The organism is Sphingomonas kaistensis (assembly GCF_011927725.1).
GTDB classification, from domain to species: domain Bacteria; phylum Pseudomonadota; class Alphaproteobacteria; order Sphingomonadales; family Sphingomonadaceae; genus Sphingomicrobium; species Sphingomicrobium kaistense.
The window spans coordinates 1,401,146-1,422,248 of sequence record NZ_JAATJC010000001.1; the positions used below are offsets into that span (position 1 = coordinate 1,401,146).

24 protein-coding genes are annotated in these 21,103 nt (G+C 61.2%); 5 read left to right on the top strand and 19 right to left on the bottom strand.

What is annotated here, in order from left to right; all coding sequences use genetic code 11:
* Window positions 1-285: 285 nt before the first annotated feature.
* Window positions 286-1,356, top strand: a complete 1,071-nt coding sequence (locus tag GGQ97_RS07005) for a YeiH family protein (RefSeq protein ID WP_168068269.1) — start codon at window positions 286-288, stop codon at window positions 1,354-1,356.
* Here the strand turns inward: GGQ97_RS07005 and GGQ97_RS07010 are convergent.
* From GGQ97_RS07010 to GGQ97_RS07025, 4 genes are all read right to left on the bottom strand, one after another.
* Window positions 1,353-2,774 (bottom strand): YncE family protein, encoded by a 1,422-nt coding sequence (locus GGQ97_RS07010; protein ID WP_342448470.1) that lies wholly within the window; start codon window positions 2,772-2,774, stop codon window positions 1,353-1,355. The two genes, GGQ97_RS07005 and GGQ97_RS07010, sit on opposite strands and share 4 nt — an antisense overlap.
* Before the next feature lie 52 nt (window positions 2,775-2,826).
* On the bottom strand, window positions 2,827-3,147 hold the full coding sequence (gene copM / locus GGQ97_RS07015; protein WP_168068271.1) for a CopM family metallochaperone: 321 nt from the start codon (window positions 3,145-3,147) through the stop codon (window positions 2,827-2,829).
* A 465-nt stretch (window positions 3,148-3,612) separates the two neighbouring features.
* The gene (locus tag GGQ97_RS07020; protein ID WP_168068272.1) at window positions 3,613-3,891 is read right to left on the bottom strand and encodes an MbcA/ParS/Xre antitoxin family protein; all 279 of its coding nucleotides are present in this window, start codon (window positions 3,889-3,891) and stop codon (window positions 3,613-3,615) included.
* A 104-nt stretch (window positions 3,892-3,995) separates the two neighbouring features.
* A complete protein-coding gene (locus GGQ97_RS07025; RefSeq protein WP_168068273.1) occupies window positions 3,996-4,220 on the bottom strand; it encodes a hypothetical protein in 225 nt (74 codons plus the stop codon).
* Window positions 4,221-4,957: 737 nt separating this feature from the next.
* Here GGQ97_RS07025 and GGQ97_RS07030 point away from each other — a divergent pair.
* Window positions 4,958-5,218, top strand: coding sequence for a DksA/TraR family C4-type zinc finger protein (locus tag GGQ97_RS07030; protein ID WP_168068274.1), 261 nt, complete (start codon window positions 4,958-4,960; stop codon window positions 5,216-5,218).
* A gap of 197 nt (window positions 5,219-5,415) precedes the next feature.
* Here GGQ97_RS07030 and GGQ97_RS07035 read toward each other — a convergent pair whose 3' ends face one another.
* The 13 genes from GGQ97_RS07035 to GGQ97_RS07095 all read right to left on the bottom strand — a co-directional run bounded on the left by GGQ97_RS07035 (window position 5,416) and on the right by GGQ97_RS07095 (window position 18,275).
* Complete coding sequence (locus tag GGQ97_RS07035; protein ID WP_168068275.1) at window positions 5,416-5,709, bottom strand: putative quinol monooxygenase; 294 nt, start codon at window positions 5,707-5,709, stop codon at window positions 5,416-5,418.
* A gap of 533 nt (window positions 5,710-6,242) precedes the next feature.
* On the bottom strand, window positions 6,243-6,983 hold the full coding sequence (locus tag GGQ97_RS07040; protein WP_168068276.1) for a PepSY domain-containing protein: 741 nt from the start codon (window positions 6,981-6,983) through the stop codon (window positions 6,243-6,245).
* Window positions 6,980-7,684 (bottom strand): PepSY domain-containing protein, encoded by a 705-nt coding sequence (locus GGQ97_RS07045; protein ID WP_168068277.1) that lies wholly within the window; start codon window positions 7,682-7,684, stop codon window positions 6,980-6,982. Before GGQ97_RS07045 ends, GGQ97_RS07040 begins: the two co-directional genes overlap by 4 nt.
* 125 nt (window positions 7,685-7,809) lie before the next feature.
* Window positions 7,810-8,670: a DUF305 domain-containing protein gene (locus tag GGQ97_RS07050; protein WP_168068278.1), complete on the bottom strand. Its 861-nt coding sequence runs from the start codon at window positions 8,668-8,670 to the stop codon at window positions 7,810-7,812.
* 51 nt (window positions 8,671-8,721) lie between these two features.
* On the bottom strand, window positions 8,722-9,267 hold the full coding sequence (locus tag GGQ97_RS07055; RefSeq protein WP_245197905.1) for a DUF411 domain-containing protein: 546 nt from the start codon (window positions 9,265-9,267) through the stop codon (window positions 8,722-8,724).
* Between the two features lie 21 nt (window positions 9,268-9,288).
* On the bottom strand, window positions 9,289-9,792 hold the full coding sequence (locus GGQ97_RS07060) for a DUF305 domain-containing protein (RefSeq protein WP_342448471.1): 504 nt from the start codon (window positions 9,790-9,792) through the stop codon (window positions 9,289-9,291).
* 10 nt (window positions 9,793-9,802) lie between these two features.
* Entirely contained in the window at window positions 9,803-10,486 is a 684-nt protein-coding gene (locus GGQ97_RS07065) for a DUF2231 domain-containing protein (protein ID WP_168068279.1), read from the bottom strand.
* Entirely contained in the window at window positions 10,483-10,968 is a 486-nt protein-coding gene (locus tag GGQ97_RS07070) for a YybH family protein (protein WP_168068280.1), read from the bottom strand. The genes GGQ97_RS07065 and GGQ97_RS07070 overlap by 4 nt, the downstream gene beginning before the upstream one ends.
* Window positions 10,969-10,979: 11 nt before the next feature.
* The gene (locus GGQ97_RS07075; protein WP_342448472.1) at window positions 10,980-11,858 is read right to left on the bottom strand and encodes a copper resistance protein B; all 879 of its coding nucleotides are present in this window, start codon (window positions 11,856-11,858) and stop codon (window positions 10,980-10,982) included.
* A gap of 628 nt (window positions 11,859-12,486) precedes the next feature.
* Window positions 12,487-14,544: a copper resistance system multicopper oxidase gene (locus GGQ97_RS07080; protein ID WP_168068282.1), complete on the bottom strand. Its 2,058-nt coding sequence runs from the start codon at window positions 14,542-14,544 to the stop codon at window positions 12,487-12,489.
* Between the two features lie 79 nt (window positions 14,545-14,623).
* Window positions 14,624-14,893 carry a hypothetical protein gene (locus tag GGQ97_RS07085; protein WP_168068283.1) on the bottom strand — a complete coding sequence of 90 codons (270 nt, stop codon included), beginning with the start codon at window positions 14,891-14,893 and terminating at the stop codon, window positions 14,624-14,626.
* Between the two features lie 495 nt (window positions 14,894-15,388).
* Entirely contained in the window at window positions 15,389-15,799 is a 411-nt protein-coding gene (cueR, locus tag GGQ97_RS07090; RefSeq protein WP_168068284.1) for a Cu(I)-responsive transcriptional regulator, read from the bottom strand.
* A 106-nt stretch (window positions 15,800-15,905) separates the two neighbouring features.
* A complete protein-coding gene (locus tag GGQ97_RS07095) occupies window positions 15,906-18,275 on the bottom strand; it encodes a heavy metal translocating P-type ATPase (protein WP_168068285.1) in 2,370 nt (789 codons plus the stop codon).
* Window positions 18,276-18,550: 275 nt separating this feature from the next.
* On the opposite strand from GGQ97_RS07095, the gene GGQ97_RS07100 reads away from it, so the two are divergent.
* On the top strand, window positions 18,551-19,183 hold the full coding sequence (locus GGQ97_RS07100; RefSeq protein WP_168068286.1) for a tyrosine-type recombinase/integrase: 633 nt from the start codon (window positions 18,551-18,553) through the stop codon (window positions 19,181-19,183).
* 8 nt (window positions 19,184-19,191) lie between these two features.
* Entirely contained in the window at window positions 19,192-19,662 is a 471-nt protein-coding gene (locus GGQ97_RS07105; protein ID WP_168068287.1) for a hypothetical protein, read from the top strand.
* Between the two features lie 317 nt (window positions 19,663-19,979).
* Here GGQ97_RS07105 and GGQ97_RS14530 read toward each other — a convergent pair whose 3' ends face one another.
* Complete coding sequence (locus GGQ97_RS14530) at window positions 19,980-20,204, bottom strand: GDCCVxC domain-containing (seleno)protein (protein ID WP_168068288.1); 225 nt, start codon at window positions 20,202-20,204, stop codon at window positions 19,980-19,982.
* Window positions 20,204-20,530 (bottom strand): hypothetical protein, encoded by a 327-nt coding sequence (locus GGQ97_RS07115; RefSeq protein ID WP_245197906.1) that lies wholly within the window; start codon window positions 20,528-20,530, stop codon window positions 20,204-20,206. The genes GGQ97_RS14530 and GGQ97_RS07115 overlap by 1 nt, the downstream gene beginning before the upstream one ends.
* A gap of 158 nt (window positions 20,531-20,688) precedes the next feature.
* Between GGQ97_RS07115 and GGQ97_RS07120 the strand changes: the two genes are divergently transcribed.
* Complete coding sequence (locus GGQ97_RS07120; RefSeq protein ID WP_168068289.1) at window positions 20,689-21,096, top strand: MerR family transcriptional regulator; 408 nt, start codon at window positions 20,689-20,691, stop codon at window positions 21,094-21,096.
* Window positions 21,097-21,103 lie beyond the last annotated feature (7 nt).

The window sequence follows — 21,103 nt, forward strand, 5'->3', positions numbered from 1 at the left end:
AAAGACCCACTTGCTGACGTTCAGGCCTGGATCGCTGCGCCCGAATGCGGACGTTCGTTCAGGCGCGGCTGACGTCCGGCATTGGCCGTAAGAAGACCAACCGCCTTTCGACGCCAAGGCGGCATTCGAGACATTCATTCTTTTTCGCGGCGCGTGACCGCTTCGGACCCAAAGCTATGGCTTGGCTGTGCCCCGATTAGCGATGTTCCCTCTGAGCTGTCGCAAGCTGTACTTATTGTCTGACAATTTGCTTCGCAAAAACCGCTAATTAGCTAGAGAACGCCCATGTTCGCTCGCTTCGCCCTCCCATTCGGTCCAAAATCGATCGCCCCCGGCCTCTTGCTATGTCTTGCCGTTACCGGCGCGGCCTACGCCCTCCAGGCCGGCGAAGTCGCGCTGCTTGGCAAGGCGTGGATCGAGGCGTTGGTGATGGCGATTCTGGCGGGGGCGCTGGTTCGCTCGCTGTGGACACCCGGCGAGCGGTGGCACCAAGGGATCCAGTTCAGCGCCAAGACCTTGCTGGAAATCGCGGTTGTGCTGCTCGGCGCTTCGGTCAGCGCGGCGACGATCCTGGCTGCCGGCTGGGCCCTTCTGCTTGGAATCGTCATAGTGGTGGGGATTGCCATCGCCGCGAGCTTCGCCATCGGGTGGATGCTGGGATTGCCGACGCGGATGGCATTGCTGGTGGCGTGCGGCAATTCGATCTGCGGCAACTCGGCCATCGCGGCGGTCGCGCCCGTGATCGGCGCTGACGGGGACGACGTCGCGGCGTCGATCGCTTTTACCGCAGTGCTGGGGGTCATCGTGGTGTTGGCGCTGCCGTTCATTGGCATGGCGCTCGGGCTGCACGAGCATGGCTATGGCGCGTTCGCCGGTCTCACCGTCTATGCCGTGCCGCAGGTGATCGCCGCCGCCGCGCCAATGGGCGCAATTGCAGTGCAAATGGGAACGCTGGTCAAGCTGGTGCGGGTGCTCATGCTGGGACCGGTGTGCGTAACTTTGGCGCTCCTCGCGCCACGCCTCGCGCCTCGGTCCGAGCCGGCCGACGCGGTAATTGCCGGCGAGGCGCCCTCTGGAAAGATTCCACCGCTGAGCAAGCTGGTGCCGTGGTTCATCCTCGGTTTCCTGGCGATGGTTGCGCTCCGCTCCTTGGGGCTGATCCCCGAGGCCCTCCTCGCGCCGCTCGCCACCCTGGCGACCTTCCTTACGATCGTCTCGATGGCCGCGCTCGGGTTGGGTGTCGATGTCCGCACCGTCGCCAAAGCCGGCGGGCCCGTGACCGCGACGGTCGTCCTGTCGCTCGTGCTGCTCGGCGCAATCAGCTTTGCGTTGCTGGTCGCGATCGGCTTCGCCTAGCGCTGCACCTGCACGGCAGCGCCCGGTGCATCGGGCGTCCCAGAAGCAACGACGAGGTAACGCCGATTGTTACTGGCCTCGGCGGTCACGACCTGACGGATCGGGCCAACCGCGTTGACGATCGCGCTGCCCGCCGGGTTCGTCGTGAACTTGGCCAGCGGCTGCAGCTTGCCTCCTCCGTCCGGCCGGTCCGCAAGGGCAAGAATGAAGTCGTTCTTGGGCGGCAGGCCCGCGACCGCCGCCTGCAGGATCTGCACCTGGCCCTGGTCGAACAGCGTGACCTGGCTTCGCCCGGTCCCGGACAGTTCGAGCTGGGTCTTTGCCAGCGCCTTGGCCAGCGGCATCAGATTCGACCGCCCGTCACCAGCGCTGACCGCGTGCGGCACATAGGCGACCCCTTGGGGGCCCTGGCCAATGGGTACGTTGGCTATGACCTTGTTCGAGGCGGTGTCGATCACCGCCACCGTGTCGGCATTTTCCAGACCGACATACATCCGGCTTCCGTCGCCCGACGGCCAAAGGCCATGGGGGAGCGCACCGACCGGGACTGAGGCCACCTGGGCGAAATCGCCGGTCCGGAAAACCTTTACGACATTTTCGGTGCCGACCGTGACATAGGCGAACTGCCCTTTCGCGGTGCGCGCGATGTTGACGTGATTGGTGATGGGGCCCGTATCGATCGTCTTGAGAACGGTGAACGGCGGGCGAGCGTCGAACACCATGACCTTTCCGATGTCCTTCAGGGTCAGCCACACCTGCTTACCGTCAGGCGTGGCGGCAAGGTCGGGGCAGAACGGGCTGGCCTGCTTGATCCGCCCGGCGACCTTCTTCGTCCGTGTGTCGATCGCCACGGTTTCCGGCGAGAAGCTCGAGCAGACGAAGCCGTAGCGCCCGTCCGGCGAGAAGATGGTCATGCCTGGTCCGTTGGGGACCGTGATCCGCCCGGTTTCGTGGAACGTCTTGCCGTCGAGCACGGCGACATAATTCTCGCCCCGGATGCTCACCCACACTTCACGGCCATCGGGGCGAAAGAAAGCCTCGTGCGGAGAGCGTCCGACGTAGGCGGTGTGCTTCACCTTGTTGGTCTCGGTGTCGATGAAGCTGACCGAGTTCGACCCGATCGATACCACCGCCAGCGTCTTCCCGTCAGGCGAGAAGCCCATGCCGTGGACCAGCAACTGGCCCTTGTAGAGCGGACTGAGATTGCCTGGCGTCTGATCGCCGAGCTTGATGACCCCGAGCAATTGGTTGCTCGAAGGGTCGATGACTGAAACCGTGTTTGAGAATTGATCAGACGTGTAGAACCGATCACGCGCGCTGACCGGTACGTCGGCTTTGCCGTTCGGAACCTGCTGCGCTTTGGCGGGCGCAATTGCCAGCAGGCCGGCCGCAATTGCGGCCACTGAACGGTGGGTCACAGGCGTATCTCCTCGGAAACTTGCGAGCCTAACGCCGCCTCCCGCGATAGGTTCAATGACGGCCTGTCTGCTCATCCAGAATGCGCTGCATGGTCGCGATTTCCTGCTGCTGCTCGACGATGATCCCCTGCGCCAAGCGGCGAAGCTGCTCGTTCTTGCCGTACTGGAGCTGGATTTTCGCCATATCGATCGCACCCTCGTGATGGACAATCATCATTTCGGCGAAATCGCGGTCCGGATCGCCGCTCGCAGGCCGCATCATGCCGTGATGCATGCGTTTCATAGCGGTCGCCATGTCCGCCGAGAACGCGTCTCCAGGCGGCGACGCCGCAGCCGTGAGGACTAAAAGAACGATCGGGATGGCAAATTTCATGTCGTTTTCCCTCGAAGGCAGCCGAGTTTTGGTGAGGCTGCGGTGCGATGAACGTGCCACCTCAACACGGGTCGCATGATGGCCGCTTTAGGCTTCATGAAAAGATGGCCGCAGACGGAACGCCCCTGACGGATTGGAATGGCAGCAATGGGCGCTAGGCAGCCACTCGACGTTGAAAGCTGAATGTCCGCAATGGGTCGAAAGCACACATTCGCAGCTTGGCTGAACGAACGTCCGCTCACGGGTCAGCGCTAGGCGGTCCTGACCGGCGGCAATGGGCGCTAAGCCGACATCCTCCGCTGCCTGAACGAACGTCGGCTATCAGCCGTGCTCACCCGGAAGCGGACATTCCGCTTCCCACCATTTATAGACGAAGACCTTCTTGGGCGAGGTCCACGTTCGGGCACCGGCGTTGATGGCGGATGGTTTGGCGGTCCCCTCTGAACGGAGGCGCAGAACCATTCTTCAGACGTACACGCCGTGCTCAATCTGGTTGAGATAGGTCCTCACCTTCTCACAACCTTCTGGGTCTATAGCGATGACGGCAGGGACGTCACCGTTCAAGCCGATCTGGCTGCTCGTCAGCCAGTCTGCTGCGGCGATCCCAGGACCAATGACCTTCGCGGCAAGCTCAAGAAGACTCGGTCCTTCGGCACTCGCGAACAGGCTCGTAAGCTGATCGACGCTCCTCTGGTGCCGAAGCCTCAACTCGCTCAGCAGCTCGTCCAGCTGTTCTGCGGCCATCTGTGCTTCCTTTCCCGCATGAGTGCTGCACTTCGTCTAGAAACAATGCGAATGTCTGCTTCCGGCGTCTGCCGACCCATTGCGGACATTGGTGTCGGAGCGGTTTAGCGGATGCTGCTTATTGCTCGCCCGCGAAAATAGATGCCCAGTCTGTCACTGGTCGGCGAGTACCGATGCAGCGCCAACTCGTAGGGAACGCCGTCGACGCAGTAGACCGATGCAGCTTGGAACGGTCCTCGCAGTTCAATCTCACTGTTCAGCCGCTGGGCATCAGCTTGCGAGAGCGGTTTGCCGCCGATGCGAACGGCGTAATCCTTCTTGCGCCCCACCTTGTAATCCCAACTCTTAACGAGGGTCAGCGACTGCCGACCACATTGGTGTGTCCCGACCTCGGAACCGGCCTGCGCCGGTGGCGGAGGCGGTACGGCTGCCGCTGGCACCGCGAACACTCCCACACTGAGGCCCGCGAAAGTAGCCCAAGTTTGCCGCATGTTCATCACTGGCAGGTCTCCCGTCCCCGGTGTGTTACAGAAGGACTGAATAATAGCGGTCTGATGTCCGCTTTCCACCCAAATGCGACGTTCCTGCCGAACGTCTGAGACCGACCCATTGAGGACGTTCGTTCCACCTGATAGGATCGAAGCACCATAGCGCTTAAATTTATTCTGTGGGGCATGTGCCTGAAACCGACAAGCCTGACGACGGCCGTAAAGATGGCCTCGGAGCCGCCATGGCCTTAGGAATGTCCCTTGGGCTACTCTTCGGTCTCGTGACCTCAAACGTAGGTCTCGGACTTGTTTTTGGCCCCGTCCTCGGCATCATTCTGCACAAAGCCTATGAGAAGCGAAGCGAGCGCGATTGACACCCTCTGGCTTGCTGCGACGTCCGCTTACCACCAATTGCGGACGTTCGGCAGAACATTCAAAAACCCAGCTGTTCTCCTTACGATCGATTGAGATCAGCAGTTGACGTCGTGGGGTGAACGGCTCCGGCGAGGTGGGCACCTTATCTCTCAGGATGGCAATGGCGCACTCGCCTTCCCATATGCTTGAGGAAGGAGAGGCGCATGGCCGGCGGTTGGACGCGCGATGGCGCGGTTCAGGATCAGATTGATGATACAGTAGCGGACGCGGTGCTGGCCGCTCGGGCAAGCATGCCCAGTGGCGAGAGTGAGCCGTTCTGTACTGTGTGCGGAGATGACATCCCCATGGGTCGCCGCCGAGCAATGCCGGGAGTCCGCACCTGCGTGACATGCCAGAACGGTCGCGATCGACCACTGGCGTCAGCGTTCAATCGACGCGGCAGCAAGGACAGTCAGCTGCGTTGACACCTTTGTCTCTGCGAGGTTTCTCGTTTTCTAGACGTTCAAGGCGATTGTGGGGAACTGCTCTCCAAAAGCAGCTCCTCACTCATCACTCAGGCGGATGGCTGCTACGGCCGCCGATACCGGTGGTCGCGAACCAGCTTTCTTGATTCAAAATTGCCATTCATCACGGCGCTGATCGAGATGGTGCTCAGCAGCCATTACTTCGCTGCCAAGAGCGTAAGTCTATGGATCTGCGGGGGCTCGACGAAGAGTTCTTCCGCCTTCTCCATCAACGCCGCAGCAACCTTGCCATCCAGATGGGTCTGCCGATCTCCCTCGGTATCGAATGTGTCGAAGATCGCGTATTCGCCATCGCCTTCTTGGATCGCATACCAAGTCAAGGTCCCAGGTTCGGCTTCAACTAGGGGTAGCGCGGAAGTGAGAAAGGCGGCGACATCGCTTTCCTTACCGGGTTTGGCCTTCAACGGCACGTACAGCGCAAGTTTCGGCATCTTTGACTCCTCGATAGAAACGACCAACTCCCGGCCGGTTACATAACGAGCGAGCGGGTGAGAACGATGCGTCCGCAATAGCGGACCACTACTCGCTCAATTAAATAGACCCTCGGGCTTTACAGCCGAAGGTCCGGAGTTCGAGCCCCTCGGAGCGAGGCTAACCTCAATATCTGGACTTCGACTAACGCTCGAGGCGAATGCCGCCTTTCCAAGGCTCATCATCAACGAACCAGCCATCGGCTATCGATTTAGGATCTGATTCACCCAGCGGCCGCTTACCGGGTGAAGCGTCGGATCCCTATATGCCAGGAACGGGCGCAAGCGAGTCGTCACGCTCCGCATGAACGAGCGTCCGCTATCCGCCTCAGTTCACCCGAAAGCAGCCGGTCGGCTAACCACCACCAGTTGACGGCGAGATCTGGCCTAACCCTAGCGGCGGAAAGTGGCCGAACGCAGACGGTCTGCTTCCCTTCAGTTCTTGGCCAATCACGGACCTTGGGCGAAGGATCACCTGCCCGCCCAAACCAAAACTATCGAGTGCCCGCGCCCGAAGGAGTTCCCCTGGAAAACTTCAGCCATGTGAGATCGTGCCGCCACATCGTACGGAACAGCAGCCAAAAGCCTGTCACCGCCAACCATGCCATAGCTATGCCAACGGTCACTATGAGCGGGTGGTTGAAGCTGGTGCGCTTGGCATAGTCCATGTTGTGGAGCATCCAGAAGAAGTCCCACCAGCGCCAAGTGTCATTCCTGCGTTCCAGGACCGCGCCGGTAGTGCCTGACACATAGTAACTGCTGTGTCGGTCGTCGCGGAATGCGACCTGCCAAATCGGTAATTGGTGTTCTCGAACAGCCAGCGTCAATTCGGTGAGCGGCGTCACATGGGCAACGACTGCGCGATCCGGATGAGCAGCGGCAGCAATTAGCTGAGCCTCGCGCTCCCCTATCTGGACTGGCAAGCCGGTAGCAGCGTTGAACAGGCGGGCACCCGCGTTTGGGGAAGTCACCAGTAGGTGCTGGCCCCAAGGCAGCGGCTGGAGCGACACCTTGGTTACAGACTGGCCAGCGAGCGCCTGCTGGACCCGTGGCCACGCGACTGGCGTGGCTCGCAGCCCCGGCGTGCTCTGTCCGCCTCGCTTGCCCCCGGCGACCTCCTCCATGTTGAGCAACGCCATGGCAGTGCCACTGATTGCCCACAGCAGGAATTGAACGCCGATGATCAGGCCAACCCACTTATGGATGCGACGGAGCCAGATCGACTTGATGGTCATGCTCGTGCCGCTCCCTTCTTCTTTTTTCTCGGGAAGGCATAGAGCAGAAGCCAGGCACCTGAGAGGGCGAGCAGGACGGTGCCCCAGGTGAAAACACGCAGCACCAGGTTGTTGACGTTCTCGCGCTCATCATAGTCCATGATGTGCAGCATCCAGACGAAGTCGAAGATACGCCAAAGCTCATGACGACGTGAAATCAATTCGCCGGTCGTCGGCGAGAGGTAGAGCGTCGGCTTGTTCCAGTGCGCGAACTCCACGCGCCAGAGCGGCGGCTTCCGGCCCCTTATCTCGCCCGGAATGTCGGTGATCAGCCTCGCAGACGAGATTGGCTCGGGGCCGGTGTAGTATGAGCGGGCGAGCGCCCGGACCTGCTGCTCCATTGGACGGGCAACAGCCTTCCCGTTTCTAGCGTCGACAACTTGCTCACCAGCTTGACCGGTCAGGACATAGACCGGTCGGCTATCAATCCACGCCAAACGGACATTCTCGGCACCGGAGGACGAAGCAAGGGCGATCGGATCTCTCAGCGTTGCCGCATCTACGCCCGGTGGCTGCTGATGGCGCACGAAGTGATCGCCATGGATCGTGTCGATGTGGATCGAGGTCATGTAAAGGCCGCTGAGCGACCAAACGACCACTTGCAGGCCGAGGAAGAGGCCAAGCCACTTGTGAGTTTTTCGGGCAATCACACGGCTACGCATCAGTTGACGATCGCTCCCCCAGCGAGTTTGGTGGCGGGCCGGCAGGTCACTGCCAGCCCATTCCTTCTGAGGATGACGGAAGGGATAAACTCGCGCCAATCGAGCCCCATCACCTCCTCATCCGATCAGCAGTGCCCTGCTGCGCGATGCTCCGGAGCGCAAGTCGATGCCGCAGGGGCAGGTTCGGCCTTTGCGGGAGGCGCCGCGCTTGCCTTCGGCTCGGCCGGACGGGCAGCTGATGTGGCTTTCGGCTGAGCCTTCGGTTCGGCCTTAGCCGTATCTGTCGGTGCGGGTTCTGCCTTGGCCTGCGCAGCGGTCTTCGCTCCCGATTGCTGCATCGCGCTCTGCATCGGTTCGCCCCGCAGCATGGCCTCAACCATGGCGATTTCCTTCTGCTGATCCGCGCGAGTCTTCTGGATCTGGCTGCGAAGCGTGCCTGTCACTCCGTTCGCAAGAGCCACGTCCGACATCGCCACAGCACCCTTATGGTGCTCCAGCATTTTGCGCATGTAGGTTTGCGAGACGTCCGAGCCCGACGCCGCCATCATCTTCTGGTGCATGTCCATCATAGCCGGGCGGTACAGCTCAGCGCTGCGCTGGTCGGGCGCACCCTTCTGAACCAGTTTCTGGAGATCCTCGATCTCCTTACCCTGCTTGGCGATCGTCTCGCGCGCCATCTTTGCGACATCGGCGGTTGGGTTCTGGTCCAGAACGATGCGGGACATGTCGATCGCCCCCTGATGGTGCACGATCATCTTCTTGAGCCAATTCTGGCCGACGTCGCTGCCAACCGCAGCCATCATCTGCTCGTCCATGCGCATCTCGGCCTCCGCAAATGGCCCGCTCATCTGCATGGAGTTACCTGCCGCCATATTGGCATCCATCGCTGGCTCGTTCGCAGCAACCTGGTTATCGGCTTGCGATCCGCACGCTGCCAACCCGGCCGTAGCCATCAGCAGAGCCGTGAATTTCGTTACCTTGTTCATGTTCGTTCTCCTTGAGAGCCGCCCCGCTCAAGTCTTGTATGTCTCGGCCGATCAGCCCTTCACTGATCGGTAGAGGCTAGTTCGACCGTCTGCACCGAATGCAACCACGTTGAATGGTTCCTTCGCGCCATCCGGACTTTCCATGCCAGGTGACCCAGAAGGCATTCCTGCTACCGCAATCCCCTTGATGTCCTTCGGACGCTCGCGAAGCAGCCTGTCGACATCCTCAGCGGGAACGTGACCTTCGATAACGTAGCCGCCAACGAGGCTGGTGTGGCAGGAAGCTAGGTCCGTCGGCACGCCATAGCGCTGCTTCACCGAAGCCATGTCTGGCCGATCCGTCACTCGCACATCGTACCCGGCTTGGCGGGCTCGCTCGGCCCAGAGCGAACAGCAGCCGCAGTTCGGGTCTCGGAAGACGGTGATGACTTCAGCCTTCGTCGGCGCAGCTGCTTGAACTTGAGGAGCTGCCGGCTCACCCGTCGCCGCCTTGTTGTTGACAGGCTCCGAAGTGCCGCAACTGGAAAGCAAGGCACTCATCAGGGCGCACGATGCGGGGAGCTTCCAGCGCCTCCGCGCTCCATCTTCAACTTTCATGACGAACCTCCATCAGCCTACTTACATTCGCGCCATGATCTGCTTCATCTCGTCGATCTCGCGCTGCTGAGCGGGAATGATCTCGTCGCACAAACGCTTGATCTCGGCGTCCCTGATGCTCGACTCGCGGCACATCAGGATCGCACCAGAGTGATGCGGTATCATCGAGCGCAGGAACTGCTTGTCGCCAACCAGCCATTGCTGACGTGTCGCCAGGAAGGATAGGACGAGGACAAGGGCAAAGAGGGCGTGCAGCGCCATGTTCAGGCGCTTGTTCTTATACATGCCGCTCATCATCAGCAGCATCAGCGAGCCCATTGGCGCCCACATCGTGAGAGCCATGTAGAAGAAATTCACGTTCTGAATGAACTCGCCAAGCGAGTTGATCATAGCGAACATGACGAAGTACATGATGGCCAGACTGATCGTCAGGTTCAGCGCCAGCATTCTGTAGTGGCTTCGCATCATGGCCGCGTCGTCCATCGAGTTGCCGGCGGTCTGATGGTGCTCATGTCCCTGTTGCATGCTTCTCTCCTCAGAACATCAGGTGTTCGATGCCGTGCGTGATGCCCGCGCCCAGGAAGCCCTGAACGGCGATTGCAATTGTCATCACGGTGAGCGCCAGGATCATGCCAGCGCCCCGATCTTCCCACGGACGACGCCACGCCCACACGGCCAAAGCGGCGCCGCCAACTCCAACGAGAACGCCGAGCCAACGATGGTAGCTTAGGATAGGGTCCGGTTCTGATCCCATGCCAGCCAGCCAACCTGCGGCGGCAGCGATGGGAGCGAAGATGCCTCCCGCGATGACCAAGAATTGCACGGGCGCGGAGAAGGCGGGCCGGCGGCGGCCGACAATTGCGGTGAACAAAGCGGCGGGAAAGAAAGCGATCGGAAAGTGAACGACGAGCGGATGGAAGCGCCCCATCCATTCGTAAAGACGCTGGAAAAAGGGCATGTTGGAGCGGTCGGTCTCCATATCCATGCCCTCCATCATCCCGTGAGAAGGCTCTTGAGCGGCACCTTTTGGAACGCTGCCAGCGCCGCTCAAGACGCCCGGGTGTCCAGGTTGCATCTGTTGCGCTTGCGTCGCATTCCCATGCTTCTCGCCTTTATGCGCGAGGGCGGGCGGCGACGCTGCGAACGCAACAAGGACTAGAATAGCAGCCACCCAACTGCGCAGCAGGACGCCAAGGCGCCTAAGTTGCTTGTTGTTCATGATGCCCTCGGCTTGCGAGCGGAGTTGTGCATGGAGACAATCTTCCACTGCCCACCGATCTTCTTCAGCACGCTCGTTGCTACACCGCGTCGCTCGGCAATTTCACCGCTCTTTGTCTCGATGCGATAGTTGTATGTCTCAATGGCGTGGGCTGCCGCTGGTCCAATCAGGTGAACGTCGACCTTGTAGTCTGAGAAACGAAATAACCTGAACTCGTGCAGCTCCGGACCAAGGTGATGCGCAAGGTAGTTGGCGTATGTACCCTCCACACCACCTGTCTCGAAGATGGTGGAGTCCTTCGCGAACAAGCGCTCGGTGTTTGTCGCGTCCAATTTCTCGATCGCAGCCTTGTACTGCGCAAGAACGGTCTTGATTGCCGCGATTTCAGCGCGCTGGGCTGCGGCCGGCAGCGCTTGACTGGGTTGAGCAACCGCTGGGGATGCAACGAGCAGTGCGACGCTGAGGAAAAATGCATGCTTCATCTAGCCTCTCCTCAGAACCAGGTTCGTACGCCGATGAGCAGCTGGAGAGCGCCCGCCTTCTCGCCCTCGGCTCGCCTGTAACTGGCGGTTCTGCCGAAAGCGCGCTCGTACTGAACACCGATGTAAGGAGCGAACTCGCGCCTGATGTCGTATCGAAGGCGGGCACCGAACTCAGCCTTGGACAGGCCAGCACCAACCCCGATCTCGCGGCTATTCTGAGCGGCAAAGTCGAACTCAACCCTTGGCTGCAAGATGAGCCGCTGCGTTATGCGCTGATCGTAATAGCCACCAACGCGAGCGGAGAGCTCGCCCTTGTTCGACAGGAAGAGCGCGCCCTCAACGTCGAAGAAGCTGGGGGCAAGTCCCTCCAACTGCACGGTGGCGTACACGCGCGATGGGTTCGGCTTGAAGTCATAGCGAAGCCCGCCTTGCACATTCCAATATGGGTCTATTGCGTGACTGTAGAGGGCCTGGACTTCGGCGCTCTCAATGCCCTCACCGAAGACGCCTTCACCTTCGGTCTTGAGCCAAAATCGGTTTATGTCGCCGCCGTACCAGGCTTCGCTTTCCCAGCCGTAGCCATCAGCGCCCTTCCCAGCTCGATATTCAGCGATGTTGTTCAAGACTTGGAAGAACTTCTGGTCGCCATGAAACTCTTCGAGGTGGTGACGGCCCATGTCCATGGCCGCCCGGCCGTAGAATGCGTCCGCTGCATTGGCGGTGGGTACAGGCGGCGGTGGCGCGTTTCCGGCCGGAAGGTTGGTGCCCTCGAGCGAAGCACTGGATTGACCCGAGCCTTGGTCCGGACTCGGCGTGCAGTGACCCATGGCTGCATGCTCAGGCGGACAGGCCGCCTGAGCTGGCGCAGACTGGGTCTTGGGGCTGGCCACCGACTGAGCCTGTGGCGCCGAGGGCGTGCAGTGCCCCATCGCTGCATGCTCGGGCGGACAGGCCGTCTGAGCTGGTGCAGACTGGGCTTTGGGGGCGGACACTGACTGAGCCTGGGACGCCAATGGTGTGCAGTGACCCATCGCCGCATGCTCGGGCGGACAAGCGGTCTGACCCGTTGCAGCTGCAGGAGCAGCTGGGGTCGTTCGAGCAGGCGCTGCCTGCACCGTTGTTGGAGCTGCGGGTGTGCAATGTCCCATCGCGGCATGTTCTGGCGCACAGGTCGCCTGCGGAGGCGTCGATCGAGCCGGCGCAGCTCCCGAAGCCTGTTGCTGCGGGGGCAGAGTCGGCTGAGGTTGGGGGGCCGGCGTACAATGGCCCATGGCTGCATGCTCGGGCGGACAGGCAGACTGTGCGGTTGAAGTCGACGCAGGCCTTGTTCCTGCCCCGGGCTGCTGTCTTTGCACGGGTCGAACCGGCGCGGGCGTGCAGTGGCCCATGGCGGCATGCTCCGGAAGGCAAGCAGACTGCGCTGACGTCCTTGCGGCAGGCTGATTGCTGTGCCCTGCATGTTGCGCTGCTGCAGGTGCTGCCGGCACGACAGCCGCTGCGGCCCCAAGCAGAGCCAGCTTAAGAGGCGAGGTCATTTTGCATGTCTCCCTGCAAGGGGCGCACGGTCACGACCCGCATCATCCCGGCAGTCATGTGGTAGAGGTTGTGGCAGTGGAACGCCCAGTCGCCGGCCGCATCGGCGGTCACGTCGAACGTCATTTTGCCTCCTGGCGGCACGTTCACGGTGTGCTTGCGAGGGGCGTAAGCACCATGGCCAGTGACCAGTTCGAAGAAATGCCCATGCAAGTGGATCGGGTGGGGCATCATCGTGTCATTCACCAATGTGACACGCACCCGTTCGTTAAGCCGGAACGGAATGGGATCAGCGGGATCGCTGAGCTTCTTGCCATCAAAGCCCCACATGTAGCGTTCCATGTTTCCGGTAAGGTGGATCTCCAACTGGCGGGTCGGTGCGCGGACATCGGGATTGCGCTGAAGGGCCACTAGATCACGATAGGTGAGCACCCTGTGATCCATGCCCTCAAGGCCCTGCGGTGGCTCGCCAGTTCGATCCATCGGCATCGGCGAGATCGACTGGACACCAGGGTTCTTGTCGACCTGAGGGGCGTTCTTGAAATCACGCATGCTCATGGATCCGTGATCCATGCCCTGCATGGCGCCACCCTGCGCCGGAGAGCCATGTCCCATGGCCGAATGGTCCATCCCTGCCATCGAGCCAGCCGCAGCGGGTCCAGCCGCGCCATGACCCATGGCTGCGTGGTCCATGCCGGCCATAGAGCCTTGCCCCATGCCGCTCATCGTGGCTGCTACGGCCGCTCCGGCGGCAGCCTTGATCGTGCCGTGTTCGGTGGGCTCCTTCCAGCCCGTCAGCTTCCACAGATTGCGGGACGCGTTCTGCTCAGCCGAGGGATCGACACCTCGCCGAACGGCAACGTTCGGCACGTTCGGTCCATCCATGGCCATCCCGCCATGATCCATCCCCGCCATGCCGCTCATATCCATGCCCATGTCTTTCATGGTGAGCAGGGGACGCGGGCGGAGTGGTGGAACGGGCGCGAACATCCCTTCGCGCGGCGCAAGCGTGGCTCGACCCATTCCAGACCGGTCGATCGCCTCGCTGACGAAGCTGTAGGCGCGGTCCCCGGGGGTGACGACGACATCAAACGTTTCAGCGACGCCGATCTGGAACTCATCAACGGTAACGGGACGGACATTCTGACCATCCGCTTGGACGACCGTCATCGGCAGGTCAGGGATGCGGACATTGAAGTTCGTCTGGGCCGACGCGTTGATGATGCGAAGCCGCACGCGTTCGCCGGCACGAAACAAGCCCGTCCAGTTGTCGTAAGGTCCGTGGCCATTGACCGTAAAATTGTAGGTCGATCCAGTGACGTCGGCGATGTCGGCGGGGTCCATCCGCATCTTGGCCCATTCACGCCGCTCCTTGGCAGGCATGTCGCGGCCGGCAAGCGCACCCGAGAGGGTCAGGCGCTGGTGGTTGAAGTAGCCACCGCCCATCTGCTTCAGCTTCTTGTAGACCGTGGCGCCGCTCAGCGGCGTGTGATCGGAGAGGACGAGCACGTGCTCGCGGTCGTAAGCGACAGGATCAGGCCCAGCCGGATCGATCACGATCGGGCCATAGAGGCCATCCTCCTCTTGGTAGGCCGAATGCGAATGGTACCAGTACGTCCCGTAGTGAGGGACCGCGAACTCGTAGGTGAAGGTCGAGCGAGGCATGATGCCTGGAAAGCTGACGCCTGGAACCCCGTCCATCTGGAAAGGCACGAGCAGCCCGTGCCAGTGGATCGAGCTCTCTTCATCAAGCGTGTTCTGCACCCGCAGGCGTACACGCTCACCCTCCTTGAGGCGGACAAGCGGAGCTGGCACGGTGCCGTTCACTCCGATGGCGCGGCTAAGCTTGCCGTCCACCTTCACGGCGACTTGGCCGATCGTCAGAGCGATATCAGAGCCGCTAACGGTAGGTAGCGGCCGAGCGATCCCGCGAGACACGGTCTGTGCCCAGGCGGGCATAGCAGCAGCGAAGCCGACGCCGGCACCGCCAAGGGCGGCGGCGCGCAGAAACTGGCGCCGCTCGAGAGCGAGCTTATCAAACATGTAGGATCCTTGCGGAGTCATGGCGCGAAAGGGTGCCGGCGGCGGCCCTAAGGCGCACCGCCGGCTTCCTCAGAGCGGCTTAGTGCTGGTGACCGCCAGGTGCGGCAGTCTTGGACATGTCGTGGCCCGCGTGCGGATCGGTGCCAGCCTTCATGTCATGGCCCATCTTGGAATGGTCCATCTTGGAATGGTCCATGTCCTTGCAGCAGTTGGACTTCATGTCCTTGCAGCAGGGCTTGTCCATTTTCTCGCAGCAGGTGGCCTTGGGAGCAGGCGCAGGAGCAACCTGAGCCTGAGCAACCGCCGGAAGAGCAATCGACAGAGCGATCGCCCTCAGAATCTTGTTCATGTGAAACTCCGTGAAATCGAGGATTTGTTCGATTTCACGCAGATCGTGGAGGAGGTGTAGCAAGCTCGCGCGGTGAGCCAATCAGGACGATTGATGGCGACGATGTGACGTCCGCATGGATAACCATGTGGTCCGCAGCGGGAGCTGTCGGTGTCACTGCAATACCCATGCACATCGATGCACAGCAGTTCTTGCCGGGCACCTTCTCGGGCTTGGAGCCCTCATCAGATGCCCCATCGCAATGCGCGGATGCACTCGTCTGCTGGTAGTGCGAAGATGTGGGAGCTGACTGCTGCTCCATTGCGTTCGCCGCCACCGGGGCCACAAGCACGGCCAGCGCCAGAAGCGCTTGCAGAAGCCCTCGAAGGCTCGTGATGTGACGTACCAAGTGCATAATATCGGCTAGTAGGCCCAATCCGTTCTAGGCGCTTCCGTTCCCTGCCGGGCCAAAAGCCATCCTGAACAGCCCATATAGGGTTTGACACAGTGTCAGGGTCAAGCTCCTTTTGGCGTACGCTCTTCAGACTCAAGGCATGCCAAGATGGGGCAATCAGGCCGATCATCACCGCTACAAGCGTCGGCAAGGCCCTGCAGAGTGGCGCGCATCTGCTCCAACTGGCGGGCCTTACGGCCGAGTTCTTCTGCCCTGGTGAGAGCCAGTGCCTTCACATCAGCGCTAGAACGGGACCGGTCGTGCCAGAGCTGGAGAAGCTGGCGGATGTCTTCTATGGGGAAACCGAGGTCTCTCGCGCGGCCGATGAAGTGAAGAGTGTGAAGGTCACGCTCGTCGTAATCGCGATAGCCGGACTCGCGCCTGACTGCCTGCGGTATCAAGCCGATCTTCTCGTAGTGTCGGATCATCCGCTGACTGACGCCACTAGCTGATGAAATCTGACCGATCTTCATGCGAATGGACTCGCTCCGACGCTCTTCGAGGAGCCAGCAGACAAGGACCGGGCAGAGAGAGAAGTCCCGTCACCACTCCTCGTACAGCCCGCATTTTCAAGTCTTCTCACAGCTGCAAACTCCGGAGCCGCAGGGCGTTGCCGATCACTGATACGGAGGAGAGACTCATGGCCAAGGCGGCGATCATAGGAGAGAGTAGAATACCGAAGACGGGATACAACACGCCGGCGGCGATGGGCACCCCAAGCGCATTGTAGCCGAAGGCAAACATGAGGTTCTGGCGAATGTTGGCTGTCACCGCTCGGCTGAGCCGCCGCGCGCGCACAAGGCCGGTCAGATCACCCCTCACCAGAGTTACGCCCGCACTCTCAACCGCAACGTCTGCGCCCGTTCCCATCGCGATTCCGATATCGGCTCGGGCAAGAGCAGGAGCATCGTTGACCCCGTCTCCGGCCATGGCGACCACTCGGCCCTGCTCCTTCAGTCGCTCGATCGCTGCATCTTTGTCGGCAGGCAGCACGTCGGCGACTACCTCGTCGATCCCGAGCCTCCGAGCGACTGCTTCAGCCGTACGGCGATTGTCGCCGGTCAGCATGATGATGCGCAGGCCCTCTCTATGAAGACCGGCGATGGCCGCCTCGGTGGTTTGCTTGACCGGATCGGCGACTGCGATGAGCCCTGCGGCTTGCCCATCTACCGCGACAAACATCACGGTCGCGCCTTCATCCCGGTGCTTGCCGGCAGAGGCCTCTAGCTCCTGGGCATTTGCGCCTTCCGCCAGCATCAGCGCGCCATTGCCGATTGCTGTCCTGCGGTTCTCGATCTTCCCGACCAGTCCCTTGCCGCTGATCGACTGGAAGTCGGTCACTGGCGATGGGAACAAGGCACGCTCCTCAGCGCCCCTGACGATTGCGTGAGCAAGCGGGTGAGCACTGGAAGCCTCTAACGAAGCCGCAATTCGCAGCAGCTCCTCCGGGGACAAGGTCGTGGAAGGCTCAACTGCCACCAGAGCTGGCTTACCTTCGGTAAGCGTGCCGGTCTTGTCGACGACCAGGGTATCAACGCTGGCAAAACGCTCCAGAGCTTCGGCATTCTTGATGAGCACGCCTGATTGCGCGCCCTTCCCGACGCCAACCATGATCGACATGGGCGTGGCCAGTCCCAGAGCGCATGGACATGCAATGATGAGGACGCTGACCGCAGCAACTAGCGCGAAGGCAAGACGGGGCTCCGGCGCGGCGAAGGACCAGATTGCGAACGCAATCACTGCAACGGCAATCACGGCTGGTACGAACCACGCTGAGACTTGATCGACCTTACGCTGAATCGGCGCCTGGCTGCGCTGCGCCTCAGCAACCATCTGCACGATGCGTGAGAGCATGGTCTCTGATCCGACCCGGTCGGCGCGCATGACGAAGCTGCCGTCGCCGTTGATTGAACCGCCAGTGACCGCAGATCCGGTCTCCTTGGCAATCGGAAGCGGCTCTCCGGTCAACATCGACTCGTCCACAGAAGACGCGCCTTCAAGTACTTCCCCGTCGACAGGGATTGCTTCGCCAGGTTTGACCCTGAGCTGGTCGCCACTCCTGACCATATCGAGCGGAACATCGCGTTCCTTACCAGCATGGATCAGGTGCGCAGTCTTAGGCGCAAGGTCGAGCAAGGCTCGGATCGCTGAGCCGGTCTGTTCACGGGCGCGCAGCTCCAGAACCTGACCGAGCAGCACCAAGGTCACGATCACTGCCGCCGCCTCAAAGTAAAGGCCCACGCCGCCATCGTGTGTGCGGAACGCAGGTGGGAAGAGTTGGGGGGCTACGGCTCCCACGATTGAGTAAGCCCAGGCAATGCCGGTCCCAATCGCGATCAGGGTGAACATATTGAGGTGGAGGGTCTTGAGGCTCTGCCAGCCGCGTACGAAGAACGGCCAGCCACCCCACAGCACGACCGGGGTCGCCATGACGAGTTCGACCCAGTCCAGCGTGCGACCGCCAATAAACTCGATTGTCGTTGGCCAGAAGTGCCGAAGCATGACGAGGACAAACAATGGCGCGGACAAGGCGGCCGACACGACGAAGCGCCGGCGCATATCGAGATACTCTTCCGAAGGCCCGTTGTTTGGATCGAACGCCTTCGGTTCCAGGGCCATGCCGCAGATTGGGCAGGTGCCAGGTCCGATCTGCACGATTTCTGGGTGCATCGGGCAGGTGTACTCGACGTCGACCAAAGCCGCGTCCGGGGTTGCTTGCGCCGGATCGAGATAAAGCTCCGGCCTGAGCTCGAAGCGCTCCCGGCACTTTACTGAGCAGAAATGATATTTCTGTCCGCCGTGCTCAGCATGATGCGGGGTCGTCGCCGGATCGACCGTCATGCCGCAAACGGGATCAATGAACTTTCCTGCTGGCGCATGCTCGTGAGAGGCATTGGACCCATGATTGTGGCCGCAGGCAGAGCCGGTTGCGTGAGAATGTTTTTGCATGGCCGACTCCAGATGCACCCTGACATCATGTTAGGGTCAAGAGTGGTTTATCTGGAACGAACGACGCGCCTTGGTGGGCTCGCAATGTCGGCTTGCGGCACGGCCAGCTGTTTGCTCGAAGGACCGAGATGGGCGCTTAGCTGACCCGGCGCCCTGCATGAACGAGCGTCTGCAATTCGCTATCCCCGGCCCGAAAACAGACGTTCCGCTTTCCACCAGTCACAGCCTCTTTGCTCGTTTTCCCTTTGGCCATTGTCGGCCAGAGGAGATGAAGCATGGGACATGCAATCTACGATCCCGGTCAGGAAGACCGCCCCGCGTGGAATGTTGGCCGTAAGCTAGGTGCAAAGCGCCCACTCCTGCCCAAGCAGGTCTGGGCAGTGCGCTTCTTCCTTGAGCAGGAACACCGGCTACGCGATCGCGCGCTCTTTGACCTGGCGATCGACAGCAAGCTTCGCGGTTGTGACCTCGTGAAGATCAAGATCGATGAGCTGGTCAGTGGAGCCCGCATTCGCCAGCGAGCAATCATTGTCCAGCAGAAGACTGGTCGCCCAGTGCAGTTCGAGCTTTTGGAACCTGCTCGGACCAGCTTGCTCCAGTGGCTTGAACGACGTGGTGGCTCGCTCGAGGAGTACGTCTTTCCCAGCCGCGTTGATCGGCTCGCGCATATGAGCACCCGCCAGTATGCTCGCCTGGTTGACGAATGGGTGACAGCCATAGGTTTGCGCCGGGAAGACTACGGCACCCACTCGCTCCGCCGCACAAACGCAGCTCTCATCTACAAGCAGACAGGCAATCTGCGCGCCGTGCAGATCCTACTCGGGCACACCAAGATCGAAACCACTGTCCGATACCTTGGAGTCGAAGTCGAAGATGCTTTGGCGCTTTCTGAGGCAACTGAGATCTGAGATGGACGGTGGGCTGGTTCACCAGCCCACCGTTTCGGTGCATCGAAACGTCTACGCATCCTGTTGAAGAGCGGAAATCGCGCAGGAAGAAGGCTGCATTGCGCTCGGTTATCCAGCAAAATGCCATTTTTGCCCATTTGCATGATAACCCCGCAAAAAACTGCCATTTTTGCAACTGCATTTGGTCAGCAACGGCAACACAGAAGCAAAGTGGAAGGGGGGGGGGTGCGAGCGATTCTGCTACGCCGCAAGCATGCTCAGCGCATGTGATTGCGGATCTCGAACCGACCCAAGCTAAGATCGAAGCCGCTGAAAAGGCTATTCCGCCGTTGCAGTTCGGCGGCGCTTACCTTGCCTTCTGCGAGGTCACGCTCATCCTGATCGCGGGCCAGCTGCTTATCGCGAATGCGCTTATTAGGATCGAAGGAACGGCCAGACATGGCTCCTATGTAGCGGCGAAGGGCATCTCGCGTCATTGACGACCGTCTGTGGCCGTCAGCGGTCCTTCCGCTTGGCGAGCGCAGTCGAAAGCGGACCTTGCCTTCCGCGCCTTTCAGATACGCTACCACCTTCGCCCAGCGCACAGCCTGTTCAGGTGAGGACTGACCCTCGTCCCCGCGATCTGAACGCCTGCGAAGGCGCGCATAAAGCTGTTCGATCCTCGCGGCTACACCGGGAGGGCCGCCAAGGAGGAGGCCGATCGGCGCGCCGGCCGCGCCGGCCCGCTCTGGCTGAAGAACCTGTTCATCCGCAGCTGATCAGGTCGCTACGCACGGTCAGAATCGCCTGCCGAGGCTCAGCCTGAACAGCAGGAAGAACTGGCGCCCGTCTCCCGAGCTTCCTGGATCGGGGGACAAGGCACGTCTGCATAGGAACAGAAGACGCAACAGTCCCCTTTGAGCGGGCGGAGCACCTCGCCACAATGCTTGCAGTCATAGAAAAATTGGCATGCGTCTGTGGGCATCGTCTCCGTGGAAACTCCGCCGCACTTCGGACAGGTGAGGGTCGAGCTCAGCTGCATCACGCGCCTCCGAGCATCCGCATGAGCGGCGCCTCTATGAAACCCCAGCACGCCGAGATCGTCACGAAAACGGTCGCCACGGAGAGGAGAATGAAGGTGCTCTTCGCCGGCGGCGGTGTCATGCAGGTGGCATCCCGCGCGCACGCTTGGCGCTTGCGGAGATGCACGATCCATCCTGCGGCGACCGCGACAATCGCGGCGATCGTCAGAGGCCAGTGGAATGGCACGAAGGACGAAAGGCCGGCCGAACCGACGCCGATTGCCGCAAGCCCGAGCGGCAGGATGCAACAGGCAGCCGCTGAGAACAGGGCTGCAAGGCTCGCCATGGTCCCCAGCGCTGCCACGCCCCGATCCGCGTTCGTCCTAATGGCCGAGCCGTCATCGACCCCCGGGCGCATCGTGTGTTCCGTACTCAAGGTTTCTTCTCCAAGCCGATTCCCTGCTATATGCATCCTGTAGTCACTACAGGATCAAGCGACATCTGATGGCGAGTTTCACGATCGGCCAGCTCTCCCGCAGGACGGGCGTGAACATCGAGACGATACGCTACTTCGAAAAGGTGGGACTGGTGGCGTCCCCGCCCCGCACCGAGGGCGGTCACCGGATCTATGGTGACGACCATCTGCGGGCGCTGGGGTTCATCCGGCGAGCCCGCGAACTTGGTTTTACTCCGGACGAGGTGCGCGGGATCCTCGCCCTTGGGGGCCCGACTGACGCATGTTGCGACGAGGTGCGGGAGATCGCCTCGCAACATCTTGCGATTGTGCGCCGCAAAATGGTGGATCTCGCGCGCTTGGAGGAGCTGCTCGCCTCGGCCATAAACCGCTGCTCTGGCGATCACGTGCCCCACTGCGCCGTCATCGATATGATCGAGCAAGAGCCGGCGGGTTGATCCACAG

Coding starts and splice junctions, on each gene's coding strand:
- GGQ97_RS07100 (WP_168068286.1), top strand. CDS start 18,551: ATGGGACATGCAATCTACGATCCCGGTCAGGAAGACCGCCCCGCGTGG.
- cueR (WP_168068284.1), bottom strand. CDS start 15,799: ATGAAGATCGGTCAGATTTCATCAGCTAGTGGCGTCAGTCAGCGGATG.
- GGQ97_RS07050 (WP_168068278.1), bottom strand. CDS start 8,670: ATGAACAAGGTAACGAAATTCACGGCTCTGCTGATGGCTACGGCCGGG.
- GGQ97_RS07030 (WP_168068274.1), top strand. CDS start 4,958: ATGGCCGGCGGTTGGACGCGCGATGGCGCGGTTCAGGATCAGATTGAT.
- GGQ97_RS07040 (WP_168068276.1), bottom strand. CDS start 6,983: ATGACCATCAAGTCGATCTGGCTCCGTCGCATCCATAAGTGGGTTGGC.
- GGQ97_RS07055 (WP_245197905.1), bottom strand. CDS start 9,267: ATGAAAGTTGAAGATGGAGCGCGGAGGCGCTGGAAGCTCCCCGCATCG.
- GGQ97_RS07005 (WP_168068269.1), top strand. CDS start 286: ATGTTCGCTCGCTTCGCCCTCCCATTCGGTCCAAAATCGATCGCCCCC.
- GGQ97_RS07080 (WP_168068282.1), bottom strand. CDS start 14,544: ATGTTTGATAAGCTCGCTCTCGAGCGGCGCCAGTTTCTGCGCGCCGCC.
- GGQ97_RS07070 (WP_168068280.1), bottom strand. CDS start 10,968: ATGAAGCATGCATTTTTCCTCAGCGTCGCACTGCTCGTTGCATCCCCA.
- GGQ97_RS07020 (WP_168068272.1), bottom strand. CDS start 3,891: ATGGCCGCAGAACAGCTGGACGAGCTGCTGAGCGAGTTGAGGCTTCGG.
- GGQ97_RS07035 (WP_168068275.1), bottom strand. CDS start 5,709: ATGCCGAAACTTGCGCTGTACGTGCCGTTGAAGGCCAAACCCGGTAAG.
- GGQ97_RS07060 (WP_342448471.1), bottom strand. CDS start 9,792: ATGCAACAGGGACATGAGCACCATCAGACCGCCGGCAACTCGATGGAC.
- GGQ97_RS07065 (WP_168068279.1), bottom strand. CDS start 10,486: ATGAACAACAAGCAACTTAGGCGCCTTGGCGTCCTGCTGCGCAGTTGG.
- GGQ97_RS07045 (WP_168068277.1), bottom strand. CDS start 7,684: ATGCGTAGCCGTGTGATTGCCCGAAAAACTCACAAGTGGCTTGGCCTC.
- GGQ97_RS14530 (WP_168068288.1), bottom strand. CDS start 20,204: ATGCAGCTGAGCTCGACCCTCACCTGTCCGAAGTGCGGCGGAGTTTCC.
- GGQ97_RS07085 (WP_168068283.1), bottom strand. CDS start 14,893: ATGAACAAGATTCTGAGGGCGATCGCTCTGTCGATTGCTCTTCCGGCG.
- GGQ97_RS07120 (WP_168068289.1), top strand. CDS start 20,689: ATGGCGAGTTTCACGATCGGCCAGCTCTCCCGCAGGACGGGCGTGAAC.
- copM (WP_168068271.1), bottom strand. CDS start 3,147: ATGAAATTTGCCATCCCGATCGTTCTTTTAGTCCTCACGGCTGCGGCG.
- GGQ97_RS07095 (WP_168068285.1), bottom strand. CDS start 18,275: ATGCAAAAACATTCTCACGCAACCGGCTCTGCCTGCGGCCACAATCAT.
- GGQ97_RS07115 (WP_245197906.1), bottom strand. CDS start 20,530: ATGGCGAGCCTTGCAGCCCTGTTCTCAGCGGCTGCCTGTTGCATCCTG.